General features: G+C 47.6%; 16 protein-coding genes and 4 tRNA genes. 11 read left to right on the top strand and 9 right to left on the bottom strand.

Annotated elements, in window-relative coordinates:
• The 8 genes from EAO37_RS02860 to EAO37_RS02825 are packed head-to-tail and all read right to left on the bottom strand — an operon-like array spanning position 1 to position 6,664.
• Complete coding sequence (locus EAO37_RS02860) at positions 1 to 666, bottom strand: hypothetical protein (RefSeq protein WP_120945347.1); 666 nt, start codon at positions 664 to 666, stop codon at positions 1 to 3.
• Between the two features lie 29 nt (positions 667 to 695).
• The gene (gene surE, locus EAO37_RS02855; protein WP_120945349.1) at positions 696 to 1,463 is read right to left on the bottom strand and encodes a 5'/3'-nucleotidase SurE; all 768 of its coding nucleotides are present in this window, start codon (positions 1,461 to 1,463) and stop codon (positions 696 to 698) included.
• Positions 1,460 to 2,350: a polyprenyl synthetase family protein gene (locus tag EAO37_RS02850; RefSeq protein WP_120951500.1), complete on the bottom strand. Its 891-nt coding sequence runs from the start codon at positions 2,348 to 2,350 to the stop codon at positions 1,460 to 1,462. The genes surE and EAO37_RS02850 overlap by 4 nt, the downstream gene beginning before the upstream one ends.
• The gene (locus EAO37_RS02845; protein ID WP_240451703.1) at positions 2,337 to 3,332 is read right to left on the bottom strand and encodes a PDZ domain-containing protein; all 996 of its coding nucleotides are present in this window, start codon (positions 3,330 to 3,332) and stop codon (positions 2,337 to 2,339) included. Before EAO37_RS02845 ends, EAO37_RS02850 begins: the two co-directional genes overlap by 14 nt.
• A 5-nt stretch (positions 3,333 to 3,337) precedes the next feature.
• Positions 3,338 to 3,640: a YbaB/EbfC family nucleoid-associated protein gene (locus tag EAO37_RS02840; protein ID WP_120945351.1), complete on the bottom strand. Its 303-nt coding sequence runs from the start codon at positions 3,638 to 3,640 to the stop codon at positions 3,338 to 3,340.
• The gene (gene panD, locus EAO37_RS02835) at positions 3,634 to 3,999 is read right to left on the bottom strand and encodes an aspartate 1-decarboxylase (RefSeq protein ID WP_120945353.1); all 366 of its coding nucleotides are present in this window, start codon (positions 3,997 to 3,999) and stop codon (positions 3,634 to 3,636) included. The genes EAO37_RS02840 and panD overlap by 7 nt, the downstream gene beginning before the upstream one ends.
• Positions 4,000 to 4,007: 8 nt before the next feature.
• Entirely contained in the window at positions 4,008 to 6,227 is a 2,220-nt protein-coding gene (locus EAO37_RS02830) for an AAA family ATPase (protein WP_120945355.1), read from the bottom strand.
• A 20-nt stretch (positions 6,228 to 6,247) separates the two neighbouring features.
• The gene (locus EAO37_RS02825) at positions 6,248 to 6,664 is read right to left on the bottom strand and encodes a universal stress protein (protein WP_120945357.1); all 417 of its coding nucleotides are present in this window, start codon (positions 6,662 to 6,664) and stop codon (positions 6,248 to 6,250) included.
• An 89-nt stretch (positions 6,665 to 6,753) separates the two neighbouring features.
• Here EAO37_RS02825 and bioD point away from each other — a divergent pair, with 89 nt between their 5' ends.
• Genes bioD through EAO37_RS02800 form a run of 5 tightly spaced genes read left to right on the top strand, consistent with a single transcriptional unit; the run spans position 6,754 to position 10,281 of the window.
• The gene (bioD, locus tag EAO37_RS02820) at positions 6,754 to 7,413 is read left to right on the top strand and encodes a dethiobiotin synthase (RefSeq protein ID WP_120951436.1); all 660 of its coding nucleotides are present in this window, start codon (positions 6,754 to 6,756) and stop codon (positions 7,411 to 7,413) included.
• A 47-nt stretch (positions 7,414 to 7,460) separates the two neighbouring features.
• On the top strand, positions 7,461 to 8,102 hold the full coding sequence (gene sodB / locus EAO37_RS02815) for a superoxide dismutase [Fe] (RefSeq protein WP_120951434.1): 642 nt from the start codon (positions 7,461 to 7,463) through the stop codon (positions 8,100 to 8,102).
• Complete coding sequence (locus EAO37_RS02810) at positions 8,102 to 8,878, top strand: thiazole synthase (protein WP_120951432.1); 777 nt, start codon at positions 8,102 to 8,104, stop codon at positions 8,876 to 8,878. Before sodB ends, EAO37_RS02810 begins: the two co-directional genes overlap by 1 nt.
• Positions 8,875 to 9,573 carry a carboxy-S-adenosyl-L-methionine synthase CmoA gene (cmoA, locus tag EAO37_RS02805; protein ID WP_120951430.1) on the top strand — a complete coding sequence of 233 codons (699 nt, stop codon included), beginning with the start codon at positions 8,875 to 8,877 and terminating at the stop codon, positions 9,571 to 9,573. The genes EAO37_RS02810 and cmoA overlap by 4 nt, the downstream gene beginning before the upstream one ends.
• Before the next feature lie 15 nt (positions 9,574 to 9,588).
• Positions 9,589 to 10,281 (top strand): tetratricopeptide repeat protein, encoded by a 693-nt coding sequence (locus tag EAO37_RS02800; RefSeq protein WP_120951428.1) that lies wholly within the window; start codon positions 9,589 to 9,591, stop codon positions 10,279 to 10,281.
• Positions 10,282 to 10,294: 13 nt separating this feature from the next.
• Here the strand turns inward: EAO37_RS02800 and EAO37_RS02795 are convergent, their stop codons facing one another.
• Positions 10,295 to 11,323, bottom strand: coding sequence for a bifunctional 3,4-dihydroxy-2-butanone 4-phosphate synthase/GTP cyclohydrolase II (locus EAO37_RS02795; protein ID WP_120951427.1), 1,029 nt, complete (start codon positions 11,321 to 11,323; stop codon positions 10,295 to 10,297).
• A 102-nt stretch (positions 11,324 to 11,425) separates the two neighbouring features.
• Between EAO37_RS02795 and EAO37_RS02790 the strand changes: the two genes are divergently transcribed.
• From EAO37_RS02790 to tuf, 6 genes are all read left to right on the top strand, one after another.
• Positions 11,426 to 12,124: a 5'-methylthioadenosine/adenosylhomocysteine nucleosidase gene (locus EAO37_RS02790; RefSeq protein WP_120951425.1), complete on the top strand. Its 699-nt coding sequence runs from the start codon at positions 11,426 to 11,428 to the stop codon at positions 12,122 to 12,124.
• Between the two features lie 42 nt (positions 12,125 to 12,166).
• A tRNA-Thr gene (locus tag EAO37_RS02785) sits at positions 12,167 to 12,239 on the top strand.
• 2 nt (positions 12,240 to 12,241) lie between these two features.
• Positions 12,242 to 12,327: transfer RNA gene (locus EAO37_RS02780), tRNA-Tyr, on the top strand.
• 2 nt (positions 12,328 to 12,329) lie between these two features.
• Positions 12,330 to 12,406: transfer RNA gene (locus EAO37_RS02775), tRNA-Gly, on the top strand.
• Between the two features lie 3 nt (positions 12,407 to 12,409).
• Positions 12,410 to 12,485 (top strand) — tRNA-Thr (locus EAO37_RS02770).
• Between the two features lie 44 nt (positions 12,486 to 12,529).
• A complete protein-coding gene (gene tuf, locus EAO37_RS02765) occupies positions 12,530 to 13,729 on the top strand; it encodes an elongation factor Tu (RefSeq protein WP_120951423.1) in 1,200 nt (399 codons plus the stop codon).
• Positions 13,730 to 13,736 lie beyond the last annotated feature (7 nt).

The following is a 13,736-nucleotide window of genomic DNA, read 5'->3' as shown; positions in this document are numbered from 1 at the left end:
CTAACGCTTGTAACATGGCATGTAAACGGGGAGTCGTTGGTAATAACGGTAGTGTTCAGACCTAGTGAAATCAATGCGTTTAATGGTGTCCCCAATTAGATCTTCATAGAGTCTATTATACCCACAAGTCTTGCCACTCACACTCCCATCAATGTAAAGCACGCGTTTATTGCGCACATTGTCCCACCAGTCCATGATAAAGTGCGAACCGGCTAACATTTGGCTAGAGGCAGAAAACCCGCTAATGGCATAATAATTCGTGGGCACTTTGGCGCAGTAAAACTGCCCCTCATGCCAATAGCAACGATGCCTTTTGGTGCGCTCGATCAAGGTGTAGTCATAAGTATAAACCGGCTGAGCCATGATATTGCGCACAACCTGGACATAAATGGTGTTCTTGGCTTGAGAGATGGGGTAATCTTGGGGCTTAAAGACATTGTAAAAGCCTAGCTGTTGCAATTGGTAGATGATGAATTGTAGATAATAAGAGCTCACCATGTCCTCTTTGTCATGCACCACCACAATGGGCGCGTTGTAGTTGAAGGCATAATCCCCGCGCACCTCAGAGAAATATCCCATGTTCAAGCGATGGCAACCACCCAGCACAAACACCAATGGCACTAACAAGCCCAAAATAGCACGGCGCATTCTCGCGTTCCTTTCCATCTCCGCATTTTACTACAAAGTTGAGGCATTTAGACCCACTCTTGCAGAATTTGCAAATCTGTGTAACTGGTCATGTTGAGAGTGATGGGTGTGATAGACACATAGCCATGCGCGATGGCTTCAAAATCATTCAACCCCCCGGGACGCTCCTCCCACTTTAGCGGGTTGAGTCCTAGCCAGCAATATTGCTTGCCCTTGGGATCGGTTTTCAAATGGATATTGTTAGCATAAAGACGCACCCCTTGTTGGGTGATCTTAATGCCTTTGGGGGCGCGTTGGGGGATATTGACATTTAAAAACTTGCGCGCACTGGGGGTAAAAGGGAAGCCATGTTTGAGGCATTGTTGCACAAGGCGCAAGGCGATTTGGGTGGCTAGGCTAAAATCGTGTTGGGCAAATTTGGCGCGATCTTGGATACTTTGTGAGATCGCAATGGAGGGGATTTTTTGCAAAGTGCCCTCAATGGCTCCAGCCACCGTGCCTGAATAAAGCACATCTTCACCCATATTAGAGCCATGGTTAATCCCAGAGATCATCAAATCAAAAGGTCTTTGGCTTATCGAGATAGCTAAAGACACGCAGTCGCTAGGTGTGCCATCGTCCACACGGAAATACCCCGCCTCAATCTCCTCTAGGCGTAGGGGCACCCTAATGGTGATTCCATGCCCGCAGGCTGATCGTTCGTTCTTGGGCGCAACCACCATCACATCGGCGACACTCTTTAGCGTATCTCTTAGTGCTAATAACCCTCTGGCTTCATAACCATCGTCATTGGTGAGCAAGATATGCGGTTTCATGCAAGTTCCTTTAGCAAAGTCTGCAGATAAAGCCCTAGAGTCGGAGGGAATGCCGCGAGCGTTTTTAACAAATGCGCTTTAAGCTCTTGTAAATAGGCTTGGGCTTGGGAGAGACCTAAGAGATTGACATAGTTATTTTTTAGGGTGTCTAGTTGGGTGCTTTTGCCCGATTCTTGAGGGCTTTGGGTGCGATCGATGATGTCGTCTCGCACCTGAAAAAACAACCCCAGTTTGAGCCCCCAACTAAAAAGCGTGTCCGGTAGCCCTTCAGGTGTGTGCCCATAGACCTGGGCGATGAGAGCACCCATTTTTAGGCTAGCGGCGATGAGTTTTGCCGTCTTTAAGGTGTGCAACTCCTCTAATTGCGCTCTTTTTAGGGCTTGACCTTCAAAATAACAATCTAGTGCCTGTCCTAAGAGCATGCCCTCAATGCCCCCACATTGGGCTAATAACGCGATGAGTTGCACTTTTAAAGCGCTTTTTAGGGGGGCTTGGGCAATGCAATAAAAGGCGTAAGTGTTGAGCCCATCGCCCACCAGAGTGGCGGTAGTTACATCATAGGTTTTATGCAAGGTGGGGTGGTGGCGGCGCTCATCGGCATTATCCATGCATGGCAAATCGTCATGGATGAGCGAATAGGTGTGCAAGACTTCTAAGGCTAGAGCGACAGGAAAACTTGCGCGCACCACTTCTACATTCTTTTCAAAGGCGCACAGCACCGCCAAAAAGAGCTTAGGTCTAAAGCGTTTGCCCCCATTTAAGAGCATCTCCCAAAAAGCGTCTTCAAAAAAGGGGTGAAAAGTTTCTATCTTTGGCTTGGCTTGGGGAATGTAAGCGTTGAAGTCTTCACAGACATTTGTGTAAAAATCTAGTTTAGAGGCGCACATAGAATTCAAACCCGTTTCTTAGAATCAGCATTTCAATACGCCCCTGCATAAACGCCTCGCTCAACGCCCTTTGTAAAGCCACGCGTGGGGATTGCCCGGGTTTGACAATGGGGTGCTTGTTGATCCACACTAATTGATCCCCCACTTGGAGCTGGTTTAAGGGGGGAGCTAGGTGGGTGGCTTTGGTGATGATGAGTTTGTGGTTAAGAGTAATCCCAAAGCGTTCTAAAAAAGTGTCTGGCAATAAAAATCCCCCATGCCTTTTATCCACGCGCACCACAAAGGTTTTCAAAGCATTGCCCCTCTTGATGGTGATGCGCGCGCGGCTTTGGTAGGCTAAATTGCTCACCACCCACTCAAAATCTTGGGCATTGCGGATGGGTTGGTTATTGATACGGGTGATCACATCGCGCTCTAAAAAAGGGTTGTGCTTAAAAAAGGGGTCCACACTCTGCACGACCGCCCCTGCGCGCACGCGCACCCCAATGTCGCCATAATAAGGGCTTTTTTGTTTTAAGAAGCGTTTGAGATACCTACTTTCTATGAAATCATGCCCACCCACTCCCACCCCATAGATTTGATAACAGATATTGCTCACCACCGCATTAATGGGCATGGGTTTAGAAAAGCGCGCAAAGTGTAAAAACCCCGTTTGGCGATGCAAAATAGAACCTGCTCTAGCTTGCGCGCTGACACTGGCTAGGGGGCGTTTGGTGGCTTGCGCATCAATATCTAGCAGGTGGTAAGCAAAACGGGTTTTGGGGGCTTGGATAAGATAAAACCCGATGAAGGGATCGGCTTTGAGAATTTTCACCCCCTTAGGGGGGATTCTAGAGTGCAAAAAGCTAACTTGTTTGTGATCCCAAAATAGCGACACGCCATGCTCATGACTAGCTAAGCGGTGGTATTGGGCACATTGGGAAAAATCATAGGCTATAAGGGGGGTAGCTAATGCTAGCAACAGCCCGATCCAAACCAACACAAGCCCTATTTACCAAAGGGATTCAAACCGCCCAACATGCCAAAAGCGGAGTTCTTGCGCCCTTCTTCTACGCTTTTGTAGGCTTCATTGAGCGCGCTCATCAAGTAAATTTGTAGGGCTTCTTTGTCTTCTAGCAAGCTATCATCGATTTGTATATCCAAGAGTTCCCCCGCACCATTGATGGACACTTGCACCAGCCCCCCCCCACTTTTAGCGCTAAACTTAGTGGCTTTTTGCTTGGCTTCTATGTCCTTGAATTGCTCTTGGAGCTGGGATAATAACCCGCCTAATTGTCCCAAATCTAGCATGGATTTCCTTGTTCTAAGATCGCGTTATGATCCCCTAGCAAAAGAATATGAGGCTGGTGGGTGGGGATGTGCGCTAGTTCTAGGTGCATGTAAGCCAAGATAATCAACAAATCCCCCACTTGCACCAAACGACTAGCCGCGCCATTGACACAGATTTCATGCTCATCCTCCCCGGCAATCGCATAGGTGCTAAAGCGCGCTCCATTGTGGATATTCACCACATCTACTTGCATCCACGGGTGTAATTTAGCCGCTTGCATTAGGGTCTTGCCAATGGTGATTGAACCCTGATAATGCAAATTGGCATCCGTAACCACCGCGCGGTGAATCTTAGAATAAAGCACGGGTATAGCAGGCATGGCTATCCTTAAGGGTTTCTCATCTTCTTGGACTTGGGGCGCGCTTTTTGCTTACACACCACCTTGATTTCTTGATCTTTAAGCCCCACGCGCACACTCCCCCCCTCTTTAAGCCCCCCAAACAGAATCGCATCACTGAGTTTAACCTTGATGTGATCATGCACCAACTTAGCCATCACGCGCGCCCCTAGGGGGTCTTTGAAACAAAGGCTGGCTAAGTGCGCGCCCACATTCTTATCTAAGCTCAGGCTAATATTTTTGGGAGCTAAGAGTTCTTCAAGTTTTTGGCACTCCTTATGCGCGATGCGCTCTAAATGCTCCAAGCTCAAGGGGTTGAAAGTCAAAACCGCGTCTAATCTAGATCGCAATTCGGTGCTCAGTAAGTCTTTGAGGGCTTGGTGGTATTTATGCGCGTGGTGATCCAAAAAGCCCACTTGCCCCAACGCCCCACTCCCGGCATTAGAAGTCAGAATCAAAATGGCATGCTTGAAGTCGCCTTTTCTGCCATTGTTGTCCGTGAGTGTAGCGTTATCCATGATTTGCAATAAGAGATCGTAAACATCGGGGTGGGCTTTTTCAATCTCATCGAGCAAAAGCACACAATGAGGGTGTTTGCGCATGGCGTTCACCAACAGCCCGCCCTGCTCAAAACCGATATAACCAGAGGGCGCGCCAATGAGTTTAGAAATGCTATGGGGTTCTTTGTATTCGCTCATGTCAAAGCGTTCTAAATGCAAGTGTAGGTGCTTGGCTAGAGCTTTGGCTAACTCTGTCTTGCCCACCCCACTAGGTCCCACAAATAAAAAGCTGGCAATAGGCTTTTGTGCGCCCACAAGTCCAGAGGCATGGATTTTGATCGCCTCTACCAAGCGTTGAATCGCACCATCTTGAGCAACCACTTCTTTTTTAAGCTGGGCTTCTAAGCCCTTGAGGCGGTTTTGTTTCTCTAGACTAATATGGGACTTGGGAATGTCAATTTTAGAAGAAAGCACATTTTCAATGTCGTGGGTAGAGATGAGAGGAGGGGTGGCTTTGGGGGGGGAGTAGATTTTTTTAAACGATCCAGCTAAATCCATCAGATCGATCGCCTTATCGGGAAGAAAATTCTCATGGAGGTAGTGAATCGAGAGATCCACGCATGCCTTGAGGGCTTCCTTGCTGTATTTAACATGGTGGTGGCGTTCATAGTGTCCGGATAGATCGTCTAAAATGGCGTAGCAATCCTGCTTGGAGGGCTCTAAAATGTCGATCTTGCTAAAACGCCGGCAAAACGCCTTGTCTTTCTCTAGCACCAATCGAAACTCCTCAAAAGTGGTCGCCCCAATGCAACTCAAAGATCCATCAGCGAGCATGGGTTTTAAGATATTGGCACCATCGAGCGCGCCCGTGCTAGAAGCTCCTGCCCCTAGCACCGTGTGGATTTCATCAATGAAAAGAATGCTCCCCTTGTCCTTTTGCAACTCCTTGAGGGTTTTCTTCAGGCGTTTTTCAAACTCACCCCGGTATTTGCTCCCAGCCACCATCGCGCTTAAGTCTAGGGCGTAAATCGTGCGCTGGAGTAAAAACGCCGGAACCTCTTGACGCACGATCTTTAGGGCTAACCCCTCAGCGATCGCCGTTTTACCCACTCCCGGCTCGCCCACTAATAGAGGGTTATTCTTCTTGCGCCGCCCCAACACTTCTATCACCTTTTTTAACTCTTCATCGCGGTGCGAAACCGGATCAATGGCATTCTGTTTGGCTAATTCGTTGAGATTCTTGGCGAATTTCTGCAGGGCTGAAACTTTTTCTTTGGAAAAAGAGAGGGGGGGGTGTTCTAGGATTTTGAGGCTATCTACATGGAAAGAGTGCAAAACCCGCGCGCTGTAACTCTTGTTCTCTTGTAGCATGATAAAGAGAAAATCTTGGACATCAATGACGCGGTGGTGCGTGTCTTTGACATAATCTTCTAGGGCTTGGAACAAGTCTAACAACTCTTGATCATGTTTGGGGCGTTTGTGCTCTTCGGTGCTGGCAAAAATGGGCACGCTCTCTACTAGATAACTTTGGATGATCTGTCTAGCGTCCAGAATATCCACATCCAATTGGCGCAAGAAACTTTGGACTTCCTTGTCGTTGAGCATCACTAGAAAAACATGCTCTACGGTGGTGAAGCGGTGGGATAATTTAGAGGCGAGCGCGACAGAGGCGTTGAGGATACGATGCAAGCGGATGGTGATAGAGGGCATTAGTTACCTTTTTGGCAAATTCATTTGGCGACCAACACGGGGATGGGGGAATTGTCAATAAAACTATTTTGGTGCGATCCAAAGATTTTATAAAAAGCTGAGGACTCGCTCGCCCCAATCACCAAGAGATCAAAACCGGGTGCCATTTCTAAGATCACATCCACCGGATTACCCACCTTGAGTAAGCCCTCGCAGGCGATCCCCTCTTGGGTGAATAGCTGGGTGAATTCTTCTAAGAGTTGGTTGGATTGTTCGTGCGCGATCACTTCGGCTTGGCTGTAATTCATAATCCCACTCTCTGGATAGATCAGCACCTCTGGACTCACATGCACTAAAGTAAAATGCACCTCTTTAAGCTTAGTGAAGAGTTTAAGAGTCGCATCCAGCCCACTCCTACACTCCTGTGTGTCGCTAATTCCAAAAAGCACCCTCAACATGCGCTACCTTTATGCGTATACTAGATTGTTAAAGCCATTATAAGAGAAATAAGCTTAAGCTATTGCCTAAAATAGGCAAAGGACTTTGGATGTATACCCCCATTTTTGTAAGCGCGACCAATACGGGTGTGGGCAAAACTACTCTTTCCTTAGAAATCGCTAGGCTATGCAAAGCGCGCGGGATCAAAACACTATTAGCCAAGCCCATTGAAACGGGCATTAACGCGCAAGAATCTAGCGATGCACAATTGTTTTTAGAGGAAAATTTGAGCGTAGAATCCAATTTGAAGTTGGAAGACATCAGTTTTTACCGCTTTGTCTTGGGGGCAAGCCCTTTTGTAGCCACGCGCTTTGAACCCCATATTGTGATAGATTTTAAAGAGATTAAAAAAAAGCTAGATGCCCTGCAAGAGCGGTGCGATTTACTCATGGTAGAAGGGGTGGGTGGGTTGCTGGCCCCTTTGGACGCTAAAAACAAGATTGTCGATCTGGGCTTGTTTCTCAAAGCCAAATTTTTACTGGTGAGTGCTGATCACTTAGGGATGCTCAATGATTTACTGCTCAATCAAGAGTATCTCAATGCGCACAAGATCCCCCACCACTTCTTGGTGAATGTGCGCGACAAACGCACCTACTCCCAAATTTGCAAACCCTACATCGATCACCTTAACGCCACCCTAAAAACCCCGATCTTAGAGTTTCCCGAGCAAAGCGCGCGTCTTTTAGACGCGATATTAGTCCCTTGTTGAGAATCTAGTGTTATAATGCGCGCTCAATCTAATTTCAAGGAGATGTGATGTTCACTTTACGCCAGTTGCCCTATAGCAAAGATAGCATGGGGGATTTTTTAAGCCCTACTGCCTTTGACTTCCACCATGGCAAACACCACCAAGCCTATGTCAATAACCTCAACAACCTCATCAAAGGCACAGAGTTTGAAAGTAGCTGTCTGTTTGGCATTTTGACCAAATCCAGCGGAGGGGTGTTTAACAACGCTGCACAGATCTACAACCACGACTTTTATTGGGATTGCTTGAGCCCTAAAGCCACAGAGATGAGCGATGAGCTTAAAAGCGCGTTGGAGCACGACTATGGCTCTTTGGATGCCTTCAAAGAGGCTTTTCTCAAAAGCGCGACCACCCTATTTGGTTCTGGCTGGAATTGGGCAGTCTATGATCCCAAAACCCAAAAAATTGAGATCGTGCAAACCAGCAACGCCCAAACCCCGGTAACCGACCACAAAATCCCCATTTTGACCGTGGATGTGTGGGAGCACGCCTACTACATCGATCACAAAAACGCCCGCCCCGTGTATTTGGAGAAATTCTACCCCCATATCAACTGGGCGTTTGTCTCCCAATGCTATGAGTGGGCGAAAAAAGAGGGCTTGGGCTCTGTAGATTACTACATCAACCAAATCGTGCATAAGAAAGCCTAATGCACGACCCCCTCATCATTGGCTCTAAGAGTTTTGTCTCCCGCTTGATTGTGGGCAGTGGCAAGTATAAAGACTTTGCCACCACCAAGCAAGCCACCCTTGCTAGCGGGGCAGAGATGATCACCGTGGCAGTGCGCCGGGTGAATATCACCGATTCTAATAGCGAAAATCTACTAGACACTTTTAAGGACACAGACATTAGCTTTTTGCCCAACTCCGCGGGTTGCACTAGCGCTAAAGAAGCCATCGCGCTTTTTAGGCTCGTTAAAGAAGCCACGGGGATTGATTTTATCAAGCTAGAGATCATTGGTGATCAACGCACACTTTATCCCGACACCCTAGAAACCCTAGAAGCGTGTCAAATCCTCGCTAAAGAGGGCTTTTGTGTGTTGGCTTATACCAACGACGACCCGATTATGGCTAAAAAGCTTGAAGAGGCGGGGGCAAGTGCGGTCATGCCCCTAGCCTCCCCTATTGGTAGCGGGTTAGGGATTCAAAACCGCTATAACATTGGCTTTATTAAAGAAGCTGTAAAAGTGCCCGTAATTGTGGATGCGGGCGTGGGTTGTGCCTCGGATGCGAGCATTGCGATGGAGCTAGGGGCAGATGGGGTTTTGACTAATTCGGCTATCGCGCTCGCCCAAGACCCGGTGATGATGGCAGAGAGCATGAAATTTGCCGTATTAGCCGGGCGCAAAAGTTATTTAGCCGGGCGCATCCCTAAAAAAGCTTACGCAAGCCCTAGCTCACCTGTCTTTGGGCTAGCGCAGTTGTGAAGGACACCCTCTTTAACACCCCCCTACCTAAACGCTTTGAGTTTGATAGCCAAGTGGCGGGCATGTTTGATGACATGCTCACAAGAAGCATCCCCCACTACCACGAAACCCTAAAGCTAGCCAGCCATTTTGTCGCCCAAGATTTGGAGGGCGTGGTTTATGATTTGGGTTGTTCTACGGGAAATTTTTTAGCCACCCTTGCCCCCTTGCTCCCTAATAGTGTGCCTTTAGTGGGGGTGGATAACTCCCCTAGTATGCTCGCCAAAGCCCAAGAAAAACTACAAACCTCTAATGTAACTTGGCGTTGTGAAGACATCTTAAACACTTCTTTAGACAATGCGGGGGCGGTGGTCTTGCTTTACACCTTGCAATTCATCAGACCCTTGCAACGCCAAGCCTTGATACAGCGTATTTTTGATGCCCTAAAGCCCGGGGGGGTTGTGGTGGTGGCAGAAAAAATGATGAGCTTAGATCGCATTTTAGACAAGCAGATGATCGAATTGTATTATTTTTACAAACAACAACAGGGCTATACCCTCAATGAGATCAGCTTCAAACGCGAAGCCTTAGAAAATGTGTTAGTGCCCTACAGCTTGCAAGAAAACACCGCTCTTTTGGAACAAGCCGGTTTTACTCATGTAGAAGTGTTGTTTAAATGGGTAAATTTTGGCTTGCTCTTGGCTAGAAAGCCCTAAAATTGTGAGGTTTTTATGAAAAATGTTAAACACCTATTCAAGGTAGCCTGCATTAGTCTGTGTTGTTTGACAAGTGTCTTTGCCCAAACCAAAGCCCAACAAATTCAACAATACCTCTCTGTGGCTCATAAGGCTTACGATCGCAAAAATTATGACAAGGCTTTAAAATACTTCCAAAAAGTAGCGGATTTAGGGAGCGTTAAGGGTTATATTGGTTTGGGGGATCTATATAGCAACTATGATAGTGGTTTTAGTGATTATGCGCAGGCGTTGTTCTATTATAAAAAGGCGAGGGATTTGGGGGATGCAGAGGCTTATTATCGCCTAGGCTATCTGTATGAGGTGGGCGGTGATTGCGATAGATTTGGATGCAATGTGAAACCCGATAATAAAAAAGCCCTGCAATATTACAAAAAGGCAGGAGATATGGGGTATGCAGCAGGCTATGTCAATGCGGGAGTGATGTATAGCTATGGTTCTGTTTTATATGAAGGCATCTCCAAAGATGATGCCAAAGCCAAAGAATACTTCCAAAAGGCAGCAGACATGGGAAATTCTTTGGGTTACTATAATTTGGCGATTACATATGCACATGGCAAAGGTGTCAAGCCCGACAAAGAAAAAGCACGCCAATATTACAAAAAGGCTTGTGATATGGGCGTAAGTAGTTCTTGTCAAGCCCTAAAGGAGCTAAAGCACAAGAACTAAAGGCTTGCAAATGTTAAGGTTGCAAAGTCTCTAGCAGATTCAAACCAAAGCCCCTCAAAGCCGTATATTCGGGATTATCCTGCGTGGTGATGAGCTTAAAATCTCTAATACCCAAACTCTTTAAAATCAACGCCCCCACGCCAAAGCTTTTCATCGTGTCCGTCTTGGCTTGTGGATCAATGAAGACGAGGTAACCCCCTTGGGTGTGTAGCGTTTTCAGGGCTTTTAAAAAGAAGTTATATTGCTCAGGCTGACTCAAAAGGGCGTAGTCATTTTGCACCACATGGAAGCGCACTAGAGGCACAACCGGGCTACCAAATTGATAGACATGGTGTTCGCGCTGGAGATGATCCACAAGCTTAATGTAAGTGCAGTGATAATCCATAAAGCACGCCGGTGCTTTGTAGACAAGGTGCACGAGATTTTCAGTTTGGAGGCGATAGCTGACCAAATCGGACACATACAAAATTTTAAGTTGATGCTCTTGGGCAAAATCTAGCAAAAACTTATCCCCGCGTTGCGCCATAGACCCATCTTCTTTCATGATCTCACAAATTACGCTCACTGGTTTTAATCCGGCTAATTTACATAAATCCACGCTCGCCTCCGTATGCCCTGTGCGCACCAACACCCCTTCATCTTTAGCCACTAAAGGGAAAATATGCCCCGGGCGCACGAAGTCTTGCGCGCTGGTATTCTCACGACATAACAGTTCAATCGTCAAAGAACGCTCATAGGCAGAAATGCCGGTTTTAGCTTGGCGCGCGTCTATGGAGACCGTGAAGGCTGTTTCATGTTTAGAGTCATTGTGAGACACCATAGGTTGCAAATCAAAGCGATGGGCAAGCTCCTTAGTGAGCGAAACACAGATGAGCCCGCGTGCATGTTTAGCCATGAAATTGATCTTATCAGGTGTGCTAAAAATGCCTGCCATCACCAAATCCCCCTCATTTTCGCGATCCTCATCGTCCATTAGAATAATCAAATGCCCCTGTTTGATGGCATCAATCGCCTCTTGCACTCTTGTTAACACGCCTTGCATCCTATCCCCTTTGCATTGATCGCGCCATTGTAGCACAAAATGAAAACAACACTCAGAGTTTAAAAAAACCATGTTAGAATACGCGCTTGGCAAAGGATTAGCATGGAAAAAATCATCGGTGTGATGGGCGCGATGGCTGAGGAGATCGCCCCCTTTTTAGCCCTCTTTGGCGCGCATACGCAGGAAAATATAGGGGGTAATGTGTTTTATTTGATCCCCTTTAAGGATATGCGTATCGTGTTAGCCTATAGCAAGATTGGCAAGGTGCATGCCGCCACCACCGCTAGCACGATGTTATTGCGCTATGGGGTGCAGGCTTTGATCTTTAGTGGGGTAGCTGGCGGGCTTGCACCACACCTACAAATTAACGACCTTTTGTTAGCCACCAAGCTCTGCCAAGCCGATGTGAATTTATGCGCCTTTGGGCATCCTTTGGGCTTTATTCCTGAAAGCGCGGTATTTGTGCAAAGTGATCCCCAATTAAACGCCTTAGCCCAAAGCGTAGCCCAAGATTTAGGTATAGAACTCAAAAGTGGGGTGGTTGCTACCTGCGATCAATTTGTCAGCTCCAAAGAGCGTAAGCTAGAATTAGTGCGCGATTTTGGGGCGGATGTGGTGGAGATGGAGGGAGCAAGCGTGGGCTTTGTGTGCGCTAATTTTGGTGTGCCCTTTTGTGTGTTGCGCAGTGTGAGCGATAACGCTAATGGGGAAGCCCCGCAGGATTTTGATCGCTTTTTAGAACAAAGCGCAAAGACTAGCGCGCGCTTTGTCTTCAACATGCTAGAAAAGATGGCTACTTGACAAATAGGTAAAAAAAGTATTATAATTAGAATTTGTGTTAGTGCTGGCTTAGCTCAATTGGTAGAGCAGCTGCCTTGTAAGCAGCAGGTTGGGGGTTCAAGTCCCTTAGCCAGCTCCGGTGAGATACTCAAGTGGCCAACGAGGGCAGACTGTAAATCTGCTGGCTTTCGCCTTCCGTGGTTCGAATCCACGTCTCACCACCAGCGCGGGAATAGCTCAGTTGGCTAGAGCATCAGCCTTCCAAGCTGAGGGTCGCGGGTTCGAGTCCCGTTTCCCGCTCCAGTTGCCCATATAGCTCAGGGGTCAGAGCACTTCCTTGGTAAGGAAGAGGTCGGCGGTTCAATTCCGCTTATGGGCTCCAGTAGCTATCCCTATAGGCTTTAAAATTTATATACAGGAGCGCAAATGGCAAAAGCAAAGTTTGAAAGAAACAAACCCCATGTCAATGTGGGCACCATCGGGCATGTTGACCATGGTAAAACTACTTTGAGCGCAGCGATTTCTGCCGTGCTATCCCTAAAAGGTTTAGCCGAACTCAAAGACTACGACAATATTGACAACGCCCCCGAAGAAAAAGAAAGAGGCATCACCATTGCCACCTCTCACATTGAATACTCCACAGAAAACCGCCACTATGCCCATGTTGATTGCCCCGGACACGCCGACTATGTCAAAAACATGATCACCGGTGCGGCACAAATGGATGGCGCGATTTTGGTTGTCTCAGCAGCTGATGGTCCTATGCCCCAAACCCGCGAACACATTCTACTCGCACGCCAAGTGGGCGTGCCCCATATTGTGGTGTTCTTAAACAAACAAGACATGGTAGACGATCAAGAACTCTTAGACCTCGTAGAAATGGAAGTGCGCGAACTCTTGAGTGCTTATGACTTCCCCGGGGATGACACCCCCATTATTGCCGGCTCCGCGCTCAAAGCCTTAGAAGAAGCCAAATCTGGCAATATCGGCGAATGGGGTCAAAAAGTCTTGGATTTAATGAACCATGTAGACAACCATGTGCCCACCCCTGAGCGCGACACGGAAAAAGCCTTTTTGATGCCCGTAGAGGATGTCTTCTCCATTGCGGGTCGGGGCACTGTAGTAACCGGCAGGATTGAGCGCGGTGTAGTCAAAATTGGGGATGAAGTAGAAATTGTGGGGATTAAAGACACCCAAAAAACCACGGTTACCGGCGTGGAAATGTTTAGAAAAGAGCTGGATAAAGGCGAAGCGGGGGATAATGTGGGCGTGCTTTTAAGAGGCACTAAAAAAGAGGAAGTCTTTAGGGGCATGGTGCTTTGCAAACCCGGATCCATCACTCCCCATAAGAAATTTGAGGGCGAAGTGTATGTCCTCTCCAAAGAGGAAGGTGGGCGACACACGCCTTTCTTTAATGGTTATCGCCCCCAATTCTATGTGCGCACTACCGATGTAACGGGGTCTATTAGCTTGCCTGAAGGCACTGAGATGATCATGCCCGGGGATAACACTAAGATCGTGGTGGAGCTCATCAGCTCGATCGCGCTAGAAGTGGGCACAAAATTTGCCATCCGTGAGGGGGGTAAAACCGTGGGCGCGGGTGTGGTTACTAAAATCCTTGAGTAGGGATGGG

The sequence above is a fragment of the Helicobacter sp. L8 genome (genome assembly GCF_003660355.1).
GTDB lineage: Bacteria > Campylobacterota > Campylobacteria > Campylobacterales > Helicobacteraceae > Helicobacter > Helicobacter labacensis.
Note: the sequence above shows the minus strand (reverse complement) of the source record. Positions and strands in the feature narration are given on the sequence as shown.

Excerpts from the sequence above, each read along its gene's own strand:
- EAO37_RS02800 (WP_120951428.1), top strand. The coding sequence starts at position 9,589 with ATGAAAAATGTTAAACACCTATTCAAGGTAGCCTGCATTAGTCTGTGT.
- EAO37_RS02830 (WP_120945355.1), bottom strand. The coding sequence starts at position 6,227 with ATGCCCTCTATCACCATCCGCTTGCATCGTATCCTCAACGCCTCTGTC.
- panD (WP_120945353.1), bottom strand. The coding sequence starts at position 3,999 with ATGCCTGCTATACCCGTGCTTTATTCTAAGATTCACCGCGCGGTGGTT.
- bioD (WP_120951436.1), top strand. The coding sequence starts at position 6,754 with ATGTATACCCCCATTTTTGTAAGCGCGACCAATACGGGTGTGGGCAAA.
- EAO37_RS02810 (WP_120951432.1), top strand. The coding sequence starts at position 8,102 with ATGCACGACCCCCTCATCATTGGCTCTAAGAGTTTTGTCTCCCGCTTG.
- surE (WP_120945349.1), bottom strand. The coding sequence starts at position 1,463 with ATGAAACCGCATATCTTGCTCACCAATGACGATGGTTATGAAGCCAGA.
- EAO37_RS02795 (WP_120951427.1), bottom strand. The coding sequence starts at position 11,323 with ATGCAAGGCGTGTTAACAAGAGTGCAAGAGGCGATTGATGCCATCAAA.
- EAO37_RS02825 (WP_120945357.1), bottom strand. The coding sequence starts at position 6,664 with ATGTTGAGGGTGCTTTTTGGAATTAGCGACACACAGGAGTGTAGGAGT.
- EAO37_RS02840 (WP_120945351.1), bottom strand. The coding sequence starts at position 3,640 with ATGCTAGATTTGGGACAATTAGGCGGGTTATTATCCCAGCTCCAAGAG.
- tuf (WP_120951423.1), top strand. The coding sequence starts at position 12,530 with ATGGCAAAAGCAAAGTTTGAAAGAAACAAACCCCATGTCAATGTGGGC.
- EAO37_RS02860 (WP_120945347.1), bottom strand. The coding sequence starts at position 666 with ATGGAAAGGAACGCGAGAATGCGCCGTGCTATTTTGGGCTTGTTAGTG.
- EAO37_RS02790 (WP_120951425.1), top strand. The coding sequence starts at position 11,426 with ATGGAAAAAATCATCGGTGTGATGGGCGCGATGGCTGAGGAGATCGCC.
- sodB (WP_120951434.1), top strand. The coding sequence starts at position 7,461 with ATGTTCACTTTACGCCAGTTGCCCTATAGCAAAGATAGCATGGGGGAT.
- EAO37_RS02850 (WP_120951500.1), bottom strand. The coding sequence starts at position 2,350 with ATGTGCGCCTCTAAACTAGATTTTTACACAAATGTCTGTGAAGACTTC.